The following is a 12,733-nucleotide window of genomic DNA, read 5'->3' as shown; positions in this document are numbered from 1 at the left end:
TGGCCGGAACGGCGTCACACCTGTCGGACGTTGTTGCACCTGTCGGACGTCTTCTGCCCCGGCATCCGACACCTGCAACAACGTCCGACGGATGCGGTGGATCAGGCGTGGTCCCGAAGCCGTCGGAGGGCACCGAGGATCGCCGCCTGAACCGTGGGCCAATCGTGGATCACCTGCGCGTAGTCGAAGCGGAGGGTTTCGTAGCCGAGACGGGATGCCGCGGCATCCCGCACCAGATCTTTGTGCCTGTTCGTCTCGCCATCATGATTCTCTCTGCCGTCGACTTCGAGGATGAGCCGGGCGCCGACGAGGAAATCCACCCTCCCGACGCCGGCGATCCGCACCTGACAGGTCAGCGCGATGCCCAGGATGTGGAGCCGCAGGCGGAGCAGCGATTCCAGGCCGCTCTCGGCATCCGAACGGGCCAGGTCGACAAGCCAGCGAGCGGATGCAGGAAGGGAAGCGCGGATGCGGAAGCGGCCCGCAGTCGAGAGCCGGCGAAGCATCCATGCCGATTCGAAGGCTGCGAAGAACGCCTCATCGCCCTGGCATCTGTACAGGTGAACCAGGGCTCGCTCGATCGAAGCCGGGCCGATCTCGGCCTTCCCCCGGTAGAAATGGCTGATGCACGCGCAGCCCGCGTGCCGATGCACCCTGCCCTTCGTGCCCATCCACACATGCGGCTCCGTCGTCTCGGGCAGAACCCAGATCCGCTGCAGACGGAGAAGCGACGTGCAGGTGAGCTGCCCGCCGTGGGCGGCCGCACTCCGGAGATCCTCCGACACCTGAGGTGCCGCGAACACGCCGGTACGCAGGCGGTCGATGCGTCCGGCGGCGACCTCTCGCGAGAGCGTGGTCCGCGACACCCCGAACTGCTGCAGTTGCGTTCCGCGGGCGACGCCGCCCAGCTGAGTGATGAGGGCTGCCGGTTTCAACATCCCCTCAGGATGCTGGTCGGGAACGTTGCGTCGACGGCGGAGCGTGCGTTGTGGATCGATTGCTGCCTATCGCTGTTTGTGCAGGAAGAGTGGGAGTGGAGTGGGATGTCGCACCTGTCGGACGTTGTTGCAGGTGTCGGATGCTGCGGCCGAGAACGTCCTGCAGGTGCAACAACGTCCGACAGCTGTGACAAGGCCTTAAAGCAGAAACAGAGAACGCAGAAACGCGGATGCCGCGAGGAACGAGTCCTCGCGGCATCCGCGTTTCGCAGGGTGTGTCAGCCCGGGTGGGTCATCGACAGCAGGTCGAGCTTCTCGTCCAGCTGCTCGAGCGTGAGCTCACCGCGCTCGACGTATCCGAGGTCGATCACGGCGTCGCGCACGGTGATGCCGTTCGCGACCGAGTGCTTCGCGATCTTCGCCGCGGCCTCGTAGCCGATGAGCTTGTTCAGCGGCGTCACGATCGACGGGCTCATGCCGGCGAACGCGGCCGCGCGCTCGAGGTTGGCCTGGAGACCGTCGATCGTCTTGTCGGCGAGCACGCGCGAGGCGTTCGCGAGCAGGCGGATCGACTCGAGGAGCGCGGTGCCCATGACCGGGATGGCGACGTTGAGCTCGAAGGAACCGGATGCTCCGGCCCACGCGACCGTCGCGTCATTGCCGATCACCCGGGCGCAGACCATGAGCACGGCCTCGGGAACGACCGGGTTGACCTTGCCGGGCATGATCGAGGACCCAGGCTGCAGGTCGGGGATGTGCAGCTCGCCGAGTCCGGTGTTGGGGCCGGAGCCCATCCAGCGCAGATCGTTGTTGATCTTCGTCAGCGAGACGGCGATGGTGCGCAGGGCGCCGGATGCCTCGACGAGGCCGTCGCGGTTCGCCTGAGCTTCGAAGTGGTCCTTCGCCTCGGTGATCGGCAGCTCGGTCTCGGCCGCGAGCAGCGCGATGACCTTCTGCGGGAAGCCGAGAGGCGTGTTGATGCCGGTGCCGACGGCGGTGCCGCCGAGCGGAACCTCGGCGACGCGGGGGAGTGCCGACTGCACGCGCTCGATGCCGAGGCGGATCTGACGGGCATAACCTCCGAACTCCTGGCCGAGAGTGACCGGAGTCGCGTCCATCAGGTGCGTGCGACCCGACTTGACGGCATCCTTCCACAGCACGGCCTTCGCCTCGAGGGCGACGGCGAGGTGGTCGAGCGACGGGATGAGCGTGTCGATGAGCGCCTGAGTGACGGCGATGTGCACCGAGGTCGGGAACACGTCGTTCGACGACTGCGAGGCGTTCACATGGTCGTTCGGGTGCACGTTCGCACCGAGGATGCCGGTCGCCAGCGTGGCGAGCACCTCGTTCATGTTCATGTTCGACGACGTGCCGGATCCGGTCTGGTAGGTGTCGACCGGGAACTCGGCGTCATGCGCACCCGAGGCGACCTGATCGGCCGCCGCGGCGATCGCGTCGGCGATCGCACCGTCGAGGGTGCCCAGCTCCTTGTTCGCGAGCGCTGCAGCCTTCTTGATCCGCGCCAGTGCGGCGATCTGCGTGGACTCCAGACCCTTGCCGGAGATGGGGAAGTTCTCCACCGCTCGCTGGGTCTGCGCTCCGTACAGGGCGTTCACGGGAACCCGCACTTCGCCCATGGTGTCGTGCTCGATGCGGTACTCGATTTCGGTCACTGCTGTTCCTCCAGATGTGACGTTGGGCCCTCAGGCCGGGATCTCGGAGCCCGCGTCGATCGCGAGCCCCACGGAGACGATGGGCACGGCCGTGCCCTCGCTGAGTCGGTAGTTGGCGCCCACGATGCCCAGTCGGCCGTCGGCGACGGCTTGGCTGATGAGCTCGGACGACTGCAGCAGGTCTGCCACGGTGTTGCGCAGGTGCTCGCGTCCGACCATCTCGGCGTCGATGTCGGCCGGCGAGGATCCGCCCTGCTCGGCCAGGACCTTGCGCGCGGCAGGGATGATCGGGGCGATGAGTTTCCAGATGTGCGGCGGCAGGGGTTTCGCGTCGATCGCGGTGCCCGCGATGGCAGCACCGACGGCTCCGCAGGCATCGTGGGCGAGGACGACGATCAGCGGGACCTGGAGAACCTCGACCGAGTACTCCAGGCTGCCGATGATCGACTCCCCGATGACCTGGCCGGCGTTGCGCACGACGAACAGGTCGCCGAGGCCCTTGTCGAAGATGATCTCGGCCGAGAGGCGGGAGTCCGAGCATCCGAACAGGGTCGCCATCGGGTACTGCGCGGCGACGAGGTCGTTGCGACGTTCGACATTCTGATTCGGATGCCGCGGCTCGTCGTTCACGAACCGTCGGTTTCCCTCCTGCATCTCCTGCCAGGCGGCCGATGGCGTGAGTCGACGTGTCATGAGGTCTCCGAGAGGGCGCGGATCTGCGGGGCGATGGATTCGGCGAGGTCCGCCGTAGTCTCGGCCGACATCGAGCCGTACAGCAGCACGTAGTCGTCGCCGGCCTGAGTGCCGATCGCGTAGCTGACGTTGTCTTTGGCGGAGTCGCCGATTCCGAACACGTCCCACTCGAGGCCGCCGATGCGCACGGTGTCGGTGGGAGCGATGCCGTTCAGCCGCTGCGGGGCCCAGGACGAGTCGGCGTCGAAGGCCTGGGCGAGCCGCACGAATCCGCGCTCATCCTGCGCGGCCGGAGCGAGCGTGACGTTCCAGACGACGGTCTCCCCGCTCTGCAGCTCGGCGGCGTTCACACGCCAGAACTTGCCGAGCTCCGGAACGATGACCGGGCTCTCCAGCGTCGACTCGACGTTCTCGGCGATGCCGGCGACGTCGATGCGCTCGGCGGCCACCGGCTCACCGCGGGGCACGGCGAAGATGATGACGGCGACGATCGCCAGTGTCACCAGAAGCGCCGCAACGAGGTTGCGGACGTTCTGGCTCGACCGATACGTCTTGCTCGACGCGGCCTTACGCGCCGCGGTCTCGTCCGGCGTCTCCGGACGGCCGAGCTCGGCGACGATCGGCGGGGGCTTGCTCATGAGGCGTCGCCGCCGGAGGTCGGGGAGTCGGATGCTGCATCCCGTGCCGCGTCCAGCCGGCGCTTCGCGCCCAGCAGCCACTCTTCGCAGCGAGCGGCCAGTGCTTCGCCGCGCTCCCAGAGCGCCAGCGAATGTTCGAGCGTCGGCGCGCCCTGTTCGAGCTCGGCGACGACGCGGACGAGCTCGTCACGAGCGGCCTCGAACGACAGCGTCTCCATAGGGGTGTCGTTCAGCGCGCTCACCCCTCCATCCTACGGCGTGCAACGGACACCACTGGCGGAGCGTCAGGTGCTCTCCGGGATCTCGCCTTCGGAGCGGGCGGCGACCGAACCTCGGTCGACCGTGATCGTGAGCGCGCTGCCGGCCGGAGCATCGGCCGCGTCGCGGAGGATGACCCCGCCCTCGAGGTGCGCGATCGCGTAGCCACGAGCGAGCGTCGCAGCCGGAGACAAGGCGCGCAGTGAGGCGCGGAGTTCGGTCGTCTTGCGGCCGGCGGTGTCCAGTTCGCGGGTGACGATGTCCCGTCCGCGCGAGAGGAGCAACCAGACCTCCTGCGAGCGGGAGTCGATGATCGGCGCGGGGGAGCGCAACACCGGCCGTGAACGCAGCTGCTCCAGTTGGGCGATGTCGTGCGAAAGCCGCTGGGTGAGGCGCGTGGCGACGCGGGAACGGAGCTGCGCGATGAGGGCACGCTGCTCGCCGACGTCCGGAACCACCCGTTTGGCGGCATCCGTCGGCGTCGAGGCGCGCAGGTCGGCGACGTCATCGAGCAGCGGATGGTCGTTCTCGTGGCCGATCGCGCTGACGATCGGGGTGGATGCCGCGGCCACCGCTCGCACGATGCGTTCGTCGCTGAACCCGAGCAGAGTCTGCGGGTCGCCGCCGCCGCGAGCGATGATGATGACGTCGACCTCCGGATCGGCGTCGAGTTTCTTGAGCGCGGCGAGGGTCTCCGGAACGCAGCGGTCGCCCTGCACGGCTGCGTACTCAGTGCGGAACCGCACCTGAGGCCAACGCAGTTCGGCGTTGCGGTGCACATCCTTCTCGGCGTCGGATTTCTCGCCGGTGATCAGTCCGATCACGTGCGGGAGGAAGGGGAGGCGTTTCTTGCGCGCTGGATCGAAAAGGCCCTCCTGGCGCAGCTGGATGCGCAGTTTCTCCAGCCGCTCCAGCTGATCGCCGAGCCCGACGTGCTTCATCGCCGCGACCGTGAAGCTGAAGTCGCCGCTCTTGACGAAGTAGTCCGCCTTCACCGCGGCGACGACGTGATCGCCGATCCCGAGATCGGCGGGGATCCGCGCCCGCACGCTCGACCAGATCCTGATGGAGATCTGCGCGTCCGATTGCGTGTCCTTGAGGCGGGCGAAGACGTTGCCGGAGCGCATGTTCCAGCTGGTGATCTCGCCTTCGACCCACACCGTGTTCCAGCGGGCGACGAAGTCGCGGATCGTCGCATTGAGCCGAGCGACCGAGGTGGGTGCGTCGGCAGTCGATTCGCGGGGAGCGACGGAATCGGCCGGCGGAGTCTCGCCGGGTCCTGTCGCTGCTTCGAAGACTGTCATCGGGTCCTGTCGGGTGGTTCTTTCAGGCAGAGGGCTCTCCGGCCCCCTTCAGGTGTGCGCCGGTAGAATTGAGAGGTGACCTCGACTGCTGTGCACCTTCCCGTCCCTCGCATCCCACGCGTACGCGCGGCGAGCGGGCGGCTTCAGGATAACCCGGTCGACGGACAGAAGCGGATCCTGCTGGCCGCACCGCGCGGATACTGCGCCGGCGTCGACCGCGCTGTCGTCGCCGTCGAGAAGGCCCTCGAGCGCTACGGCGCGCCGGTGTACGTGCGGAAGCAGATCGTGCACAACATCCACGTCGTCACCGAGCTGGAGGCGAAGGGAGCGATCTTCGTCGAGGAGGTCGATGAAGTACCCCAGGGTGCGCACGTCGTCTTCAGTGCGCACGGGGTGTCGCCGGCGGTCGTCGATGCGGCATCCGATCGCGGCCTGCACGCGATCGACGCGACCTGCCCGCTCGTCACCAAGGTGCACCGCGAGGCCGTGCGATTCGCTCGGGACGATTTCGAGATCCTGCTCATCGGCCACGAAGGACACGAAGAGGTCGAAGGCACCGCGGGCGAGGCTCCGGACCACGTCACGATCGTGAACTCGCCGGCCGAGGCCGACACCGTCGTGGTGAAGGACCCGTCGAAGGTCGTCTGGCTGTCGCAGACCACCCTTTCCGTCGACGAGACGATGGAGACGGTCAACCGGCTGCGTCTGCGGTTCCCCGAATTGCAGAACCCGCCGTCGGATGACATCTGCTACGCCACTCAGAACCGTCAGGTGGCGATCAAGAAGGTCGCGGCGAACGCAGACCTCGTCATCGTCGTGGGATCGTCGAACTCCTCCAACAGCGTGCGGTTGGTCGAGGTCGCTCTGGAGTACGGCGCGAAGGCCGCCTATCGCGTCGATTACGCCGAGGAAGTGGAGCAGTCCTGGCTCGACGGCGTCAACACCGTCGGAGTCACCAGCGGAGCATCCGTCCCCGAAGTCTTGGTGCGCGAGGTGCTCGCAGCCCTCGGCGATGCCGGGTACAACGACGTCGAAGAGGTGCGCACCGCGGAGGAGGACCTCATGTTCTCGCTGCCGAAGGAACTGCGCCACGACGCTTCGGGACAGCGTGACGACCGGGCCCTCGGCGGACGCGCCAGCAACCCCGACGCGTAGCGGCCTGAGAGCCGGCCATGGCCGGTGCGGTTAGCATTGCCGGATGACCGGACAGCTGCCCCAATACGGTGAACTCGCGACTCCTGAGGAGCAGCGGAGGGCCGCCGGCCTTCCACCCCTGGGTGAGGATGCGGCTGATCCCTCGATGCCTCCGGCAGTACCTGCAGCCGCGGCCGTTGCGACCTCCGCTCGCAGGCGACCGGTGGACCGGATCGTCACGATCGCTCTCCTCGCGTACGGACTCGTCAACGTGATCGTCACCGCGATCTCCTACCTCGACCTGCCGACCGTGATGAACGAGAGCATGAAGATCCTCGGCATCGACGGCGAGTTCACGAACTTCGCGCAGGGAAGGCTCTGGGGCACGTTCGCTGCGGTCCTTCTCCTGGTCGGCTGGACGCTCACGGCGCTGCTGTCCGTTCGTCGCCTGCGGCAGGGCAAACTCAGCTGGTGGGTGCCGCTGGTCGGTGCCGCCGCGACCACATTGGTGGTGTCGATCTGCATCATGGTGCCGATGATGGGGGACCCCGCTTTCATCGCGTACGTCGAGTCGATGGCGACGCGGTGACCGTCGCGCGTCTGGTCGCCGTGTGCGCGGTGCATCAGCTTCGGCCGGATGCCGGCTCCATCGGCACGACCGCGATCGACAAGCGCCCGGTGGACGGTGCGGTCCGTATCCGTCCGTACGGCGTGTACGCCGATGTGCAGGCGGATCGCAAGCACCACGGTGGGCTGGACAAGGCGCTGTACGCCTATTCCGAAGAGGATGCCGCTTACTGGTCAGGCGAACTCGGACGCGACCTTCCCCCTGGCTGGTTCGGCGAGAATCTCCGTACCGAGGGGATCGACGTCAACCGAGCGCTCGTCGGCGAGCAGTGGCAGATCGGCGAGAGCGTCATCGTCGAGGTCACCATGCCCCGCACTCCGTGCCAGACCTTCGCGCGCTGGGTCGGGGGCGATGACGAGCGCGGATGGGTGAAGCGATTCTCCGAGGCGCGTCGCCTCGGACCGTACCTCAGAGTCGTGCAGCACGGCCGGGTACAGGCCGGTGACGAGATCGTCGTTCTGCATCGGCCCGAGGGAGCTCCCAGCATCCTGGACGTGTATCGGGGGCCGTGAACCGGCTCTGCCTCGAGAACACGGATGCCCCCGGCCGCAGCGGCCGGGGGCATCCGTGTTCTGGTACTACTGGGTCAGCTCTTGGACTGGCCGTGCGAGCCGAGCTGGCGCGTCGACTCGACGACGCGAGCCGCCATCGCGGTCTCAGCGACCTTGCCCCACGCGCGCGGGTCGTAAACCTTCTTGTTGCCGACCTCGCCGTCGACCTTCAGGACGCCGTCGTAGTTCTTGAACATGTAGTCGGCGATCGCACGGGTGTACGCGTACTGCGTGTCGGTGTCGATGTTCATCTTGATGACGCCGTTGGCGACCGCGAGCGCGATCTCTTCGTCGGTCGAGCCGCTGCCGCCGTGGAAGACGAGATCGAGGGGCTTCGCGCCGGTGTTGTACTTCGCCGCAACCTCGGCCTGGATCTCGCCGAGGAGCTCGGGGCGCAGCTTGACGCCGCCCGGCTTGTAGACGCCGTGCACGTTGCCGAAGGTGAGGGCGGCGATGTAGCGGCCCTGCTCGCCGAGACCCAGCGCCTGCACGGCCTGGTCGACGTCGGCGAAGGTGGTGTACAGCGCCTCGTTCGAACCCTCGTGCTGAACGCCGTCCTCTTCGCCGCCGACGACGCCGATCTCGACCTCGAGGATCGCGTTGATCGCCTTCATGCGGGGGAGTAGCTGCTGCGCGATCTCGATGTTCTCTGCGAGCGGGACAGCCGAGCCGTCCCACATGTGGGACTGGAAGATCGGGTTGCGGCCGGCCTTGACCTCGTCTTCGGAGGCGGCGATCAGTGGCTCGACGAAGCCGGCGAGGGCGTCCTTCGGGCAGTGGTCGGTGTGCAGGGCGACGGTGACCGGGTAGTTCTTCGCAACCTCGGTGGCGTAACGGGCGAACGCGAGGGCGCCGGTGGCGCGGGCCTTGACGGTCTGGCCGGCGAAGTAGTCGGCGCCGCCGGTGGTGACCTGGATGATGCCGTCGGAGCCGGCCTCGGTGAGGCCCTGCAGGACGGAGTTGATCGTCTGCGAGCTGGAGACGTTGAAAGCGGGGTACGCGAAGCCGCCGGCCTTCGCGCGGTCGAGCATTTCAGCGTACTGATCCGGGGTGGCGACGGGCATAAGAACTCCTGCGTTAGGGAAAGCCGGGACAGCTGTCACTCTATCGGGGCAGGCGTGCGGATGCCGTCGGCATGACGCCCGCACGAAGGGTGAGATACGCCACCGTTAAAAATCAGGATTCCTTCGTTCGATCGGGCGGGAAATGCGCCCGATTCGCACCACCCGATCGCTAGGCTGACCGCATGGTGAGTCTGACGGCCGAACTGAGCCCCCTGCATCCTGACCGCAACCTCGCGATGGAGCTGGTGAGGGCGACGGAAGCTGCGGCCATCCGCGCCGTGCCCTTCGTCGGACGAGGCGACAAGCTGGCAGCGGACGGCGCGGCGGTTGATGCCATGCGCGCATTCCTCGGCACCGTCGACTTCCAGGGCCGCGTCGTCATCGGCGAGGGCGAGAAGGACAACGCCCCCATGCTGTTCAACGGTGAGGTCGTCGGCACCGGGCGCGGGCCTGAGTGCGACATCGCCGTCGACCCCATCGACGGCACGTCGCTCACGGCGGCCGGTCGTCAGAACGCTCTCTCGGTTCTCGCGGTCTCTGATCGCGGATCGATGCTCGACGCGTCGAGTGTGTTCTACATGGACAAGCTCGTCACCGGCCCTGCAGGCGTCGGAGTCGTCGACATCCGCCTCCCCGTCGGGGAGAACATCCGCAGACTCGCCGCCGCTCTCGGCAAGCCGGTCGACGAGATCGTCGTGTCGGTGCTGAACCGTCCGCGTCACGAGCAGCTGATCCAGGAGATCCGGGATGCCGGTGCAGGCACCCGCCTGATGAGCGACGGCGACGTCGCCGGTGGAATCAACGCCGCGCGTCACGGAGCCCGCACAGACATGTGCGTCGGTGTCGGCGGCAGCCCCGAAGGTATTGTCACCGCGTGCGCGATCAAGGCGCTCGGCGGTCACATCCAGGGGCGGCTGTGGCCGCGCGACGATGACGAACGCCAGCGCGGCATCGATGCAGGGCTTGACATGGACAAGGTCTACGAAGCCGACGACCTCGTGCGCGGCAACAATACGATCTTCGTCGCGACGGGCGTCACCGACGGACAGCTGGTCGACGGCGTCCGCCGTGAGGGCGAGTACCTCTACACGGAGAGCGTCGTGCTGCGAGGAGCCTCGGGGACCCTTCGCCGGATCGCCTCGGAGCATCTCGTCTCGAAGTGGCTCTGATCGGCGTCCTCTCCTCCTGAAACGCCGCGCTTCGGTCGGTGACCGAGACGGCAACGGCTCCATCGTTACCGACCCGGTACCGCCTGGATGCGCCCCTAATCCGTCGGTTTCTCGTGCTTCGTGTCACAATTGGGACTGGGTTTGTCGCCGTCGACGGGGCCACCGAGCACCGCAGGCACAGGAGGGCAAGCAGATGACAACGCAGCAGGATCGTGGCGGAAAAGCCGCTCCCGTGGTGCATGTGACCACGAACACAGGTCGCATCCTCCGTGTCAATCCGGCCGATGTGGATGCTGCTTCTCTGCCCGCGGCGACGGTGAGTGCCGTCGCCGGCGGCGCGTCGCACGCAGACCCTGCTCGCCGGACCGACGTGCTGTTCCGCAAGCGCCGCGACGAAGGTCACGAGCTCAGCGCCTGGTGGATGATCGGTGCCTTCCTCGTGAGCAGCGGTCTCGTCATCGCCCTGCTCAGCGGCGTTCCCGGCATCGCCTGACCCGCCGAGACGACGGGCTCGATCCGGAGGTCAGCGCTCGATCCGGGTGTCAGTGATCGTGCTTCTGCTTTGCGGTTGCCGGATCAGTGGTCGCGCGTGCGCTCTGCGGCCACGGCATCCGGCGCGTCGTCCTGCAGACGCGCGCGCACGTCTCCGACGTCGGCCTGCAGTCCCTCGGCACCGAGTTCCTGGCCGGTTTCGGTGACCTGGTCGGCTTCGGTTTCCTGACCGGTTTCGTCGACGCGGTTGTCGTCTTCGGCCGGGTCGGTTCCGGCGATCAGCTCGGCTGCGGTGAAGCGGCGAGTCGGCGCGGTGATCGTCGGCGGCGCCGTGCTCAATGACGTCGTGTCGATGCCGGGGAACTGACGAGCCGTGACGAGGACGCGGCTCTCCAGTGATCCGGCGAAGCGGTTGTAGCTGTCGACGGTGCGTTCGAGCGCTCGTCGCAGATCGTCGGCGTGACCCGCGAGGGTTCCGAGCCGGTCGTACAGCTGCGTGCCGAGGTTCAGCAGTGCGCGTGCCTCGGTGGAGACCTCCTGCTGGGTCCAGGTGTACGCGACCGTCTTGAGCACCGCCCACAGATTCACCGGCGATGCGAGGGCGACGCGCTTGCTGAACGCATAGTCGAGAAGCGTCGGGTCTTCGTCGATGGCCGCCGCAAGCAGAGACTCGTTGGGAAGGAAGCAGATGACGAACTCCGGGCTGGCGTCGAGGCCCGACCAGTACGCCTTCTTGGCGAGCGCGTCGACGTGGGCCCGCACGGCCTTCACGTGCCTCTGCATGTGCGCGCGGCGCTGCGCTTCATGGGCGTCGCCGCCGGGCAGAGCGGACGCTTCGAGATACGCGTCGAGGGGGACCTTCGCGTCGACCGCGATCGAGGCGCCACCGGCGAGCCGGATCACCATGTCGGGGCGACCCTGACCGCGATCGGAGGAGATCGTCGCCTGGAGGTCGAAGTCGACATGACGGGTGAGTCCGGCGGCCTCGACGACACGGCGCAGCTGTGTCTCACCCCACACTCCGCGGGTGGCGGTCGAGCGCAGTGCTCCGGCGAGCGTCTCGGTCGTCGCCCGCAGGGCCTCGTCCGACTCCTGCGCTCGGCGCAGCTGCTCGGTCAGCGAGCCGAACTGGGCATGCCGCTCCTGCTCGAGTGAGGCGACCTTGTTCTGCATCTGCTGGAGCGATTCGCGCACGGGGGCGAGTGCGGTGAGCACGGCGTTCTGCTGCTGCACACGCTGCGCCTCGGCCCGCTGCTCGGTGCGCGCGTGCTCGACCGCGTCGCGATACAGGTCGTACTGCCGATCGCGATCATCGCGGGCGGCGGCCAGCTCGGCGTGCGCGCGGGCCAGATCGGCGGCTCCACGGGAGGCACGCAGGAACCAGCCCACCGCGGCACCGGCCGCGAGGGCGATGACGACAAGAGCGACGATCAGCGGAGCATCCATATCCTCATGATGCGCCCGGGGTCGGACATTCCGGTCGGGGCGCTCCGCGGCGTCGCCGGGTGGGGGTGCCCGCGGGGCCCGCAACGGCGGGGTCAGGCGACGGCGCGCACTGGGGCGGGTGCCGGAGCATCCGTCACCCGGATGCCGAGAACCTGAGCGAGCGCGTGAATGTCTGCGGCATCCGACCGGCGGGCGGCGTCGATGACGATCTGCGCGCAGGCCCGGGCATCCGCGAGAGCGTCGTGATGCGAGAAATCTCCGAAACCGGCGGCGGCTGCGGCGACCGGCAGCCGGTACGAGTCGAGGTCGTAGATCTTGCGGGCGACCTGCAGGCTGCACAGCGATCGGAACGGCGGGCACTCGTCGCCGGTGGCCTCGGAGGCGCGACGCAGGACGTTGAGATCGAATCCGGCGTTGTGGGCGACGAGCACGTCGGCACCGGCGAACGCGCAGAGGCGGTCGAACTGCTCGGACCAGGTCGCTGCCGTCTGCACATCTTCCGGACGGATGCCGTGGATGCGGACGTTCCATTCCTGGAAATCGTCGTGCCCGGCGGGCGGCTGGATCAGCCAGCCTGCAGTGGCGACGACCTCGCCGCCGCGGACGCGGACGAGTCCGACGGAGCAGGCGGAGGCGGGGCTGGAGTTCGCCGTCTCGAAGTCGATCGCGGTGAAATCCAGTGGCACGTCACAACTCTCTCCCGCGTCCCTGGAGCCATCGCGCAGACTCGCCGTAGGCTGGCGAC

14 protein-coding genes are annotated in these 12,733 nt (G+C 67.7%); 5 read left to right on the top strand and 9 right to left on the bottom strand.

The annotated features are described in order from the left end of the window. Nucleotides 1-101: 101 nt before the first annotated feature. The 6 genes from MRBLWO13_RS17830 to xseA all read right to left on the bottom strand — a co-directional run bounded on the left by MRBLWO13_RS17830 (nt 102) and on the right by xseA (nt 5,504). Nucleotides 102-938, bottom strand: a complete 837-nt coding sequence (locus MRBLWO13_RS17830) for a DUF559 domain-containing protein (RefSeq protein ID WP_341975430.1) — start codon at nt 936-938, stop codon at nt 102-104. Nucleotides 939-1,216: 278 nt separating this feature from the next. Beyond that, nucleotides 1,217-2,611 carry a class II fumarate hydratase gene (locus MRBLWO13_RS17825; RefSeq protein ID WP_341975429.1) on the bottom strand — a complete coding sequence of 465 codons (1,395 nt, stop codon included), beginning with the start codon at nt 2,609-2,611 and terminating at the stop codon, nt 1,217-1,219. 30 nt (nt 2,612-2,641) lie between these two features. Continuing rightward, entirely contained in the window at nt 2,642-3,304 is a 663-nt protein-coding gene (locus tag MRBLWO13_RS17820) for a carbonic anhydrase (protein ID WP_341975428.1), read from the bottom strand. Then, nucleotides 3,301-3,942, bottom strand: coding sequence for a DUF4245 family protein (locus MRBLWO13_RS17815; protein WP_341975427.1), 642 nt, complete (start codon nt 3,940-3,942; stop codon nt 3,301-3,303). The genes MRBLWO13_RS17820 and MRBLWO13_RS17815 overlap by 4 nt, the downstream gene beginning before the upstream one ends. Next, entirely contained in the window at nt 3,939-4,160 is a 222-nt protein-coding gene (locus MRBLWO13_RS17810; protein ID WP_341978475.1) for an exodeoxyribonuclease VII small subunit, read from the bottom strand. Before MRBLWO13_RS17810 ends, MRBLWO13_RS17815 begins: the two co-directional genes overlap by 4 nt. A gap of 66 nt (nt 4,161-4,226) precedes the next feature. Next, entirely contained in the window at nt 4,227-5,504 is a 1,278-nt protein-coding gene (gene xseA / locus MRBLWO13_RS17805) for an exodeoxyribonuclease VII large subunit (protein ID WP_341975426.1), read from the bottom strand. Nucleotides 5,505-5,579: 75 nt separating this feature from the next. On the opposite strand from xseA, the gene MRBLWO13_RS17800 reads away from it, so the two are divergent. The 3 genes from MRBLWO13_RS17800 to MRBLWO13_RS17790 are packed head-to-tail and all read left to right on the top strand — an operon-like array spanning nt 5,580 to nt 7,778. After that, entirely contained in the window at nt 5,580-6,659 is a 1,080-nt protein-coding gene (locus MRBLWO13_RS17800; protein ID WP_341975425.1) for a 4-hydroxy-3-methylbut-2-enyl diphosphate reductase, read from the top strand. 43 nt (nt 6,660-6,702) lie between these two features. Continuing rightward, on the top strand, nt 6,703-7,227 hold the full coding sequence (locus MRBLWO13_RS17795; protein ID WP_341975424.1) for a DUF6264 family protein: 525 nt from the start codon (nt 6,703-6,705) through the stop codon (nt 7,225-7,227). Continuing rightward, on the top strand, nt 7,224-7,778 hold the full coding sequence (locus MRBLWO13_RS17790; protein WP_341975423.1) for an MOSC domain-containing protein: 555 nt from the start codon (nt 7,224-7,226) through the stop codon (nt 7,776-7,778). Before MRBLWO13_RS17795 ends, MRBLWO13_RS17790 begins: the two co-directional genes overlap by 4 nt. A 74-nt stretch (nt 7,779-7,852) precedes the next feature. Here MRBLWO13_RS17790 and fbaA read toward each other — a convergent pair whose 3' ends face one another. Next, a complete protein-coding gene (gene fbaA / locus MRBLWO13_RS17785) occupies nt 7,853-8,881 on the bottom strand; it encodes a class II fructose-bisphosphate aldolase (RefSeq protein WP_341975422.1) in 1,029 nt (342 codons plus the stop codon). A 182-nt stretch (nt 8,882-9,063) separates the two neighbouring features. On the opposite strand from fbaA, the gene glpX reads away from it, so the two are divergent. Next, complete coding sequence (glpX, locus tag MRBLWO13_RS17780; RefSeq protein WP_341975421.1) at nt 9,064-10,050, top strand: class II fructose-bisphosphatase; 987 nt, start codon at nt 9,064-9,066, stop codon at nt 10,048-10,050. A gap of 193 nt (nt 10,051-10,243) precedes the next feature. After that, nucleotides 10,244-10,543: a hypothetical protein gene (locus MRBLWO13_RS17775; protein WP_341975420.1), complete on the top strand. Its 300-nt coding sequence runs from the start codon at nt 10,244-10,246 to the stop codon at nt 10,541-10,543. A gap of 83 nt (nt 10,544-10,626) precedes the next feature. Here the strand turns inward: MRBLWO13_RS17775 and MRBLWO13_RS17770 are convergent, their stop codons facing one another. Both MRBLWO13_RS17770 and MRBLWO13_RS17765 read right to left on the bottom strand, forming a co-directional pair. Next, on the bottom strand, nt 10,627-11,988 hold the full coding sequence (locus MRBLWO13_RS17770; RefSeq protein WP_341975419.1) for a DNA recombination protein RmuC: 1,362 nt from the start codon (nt 11,986-11,988) through the stop codon (nt 10,627-10,629). A gap of 92 nt (nt 11,989-12,080) precedes the next feature. Then, entirely contained in the window at nt 12,081-12,674 is a 594-nt protein-coding gene (locus MRBLWO13_RS17765; RefSeq protein WP_341975418.1) for a 3'-5' exonuclease, read from the bottom strand. Nucleotides 12,675-12,733: the final 59 nt, after the last annotated feature.

The organism is Microbacterium sp. LWO13-1.2 (genome assembly GCF_038397725.1).
GTDB lineage: Bacteria > Actinomycetota > Actinomycetes > Actinomycetales > Microbacteriaceae > Microbacterium.
This window is presented reverse-complemented; position numbering and strand designations above follow the sequence as displayed.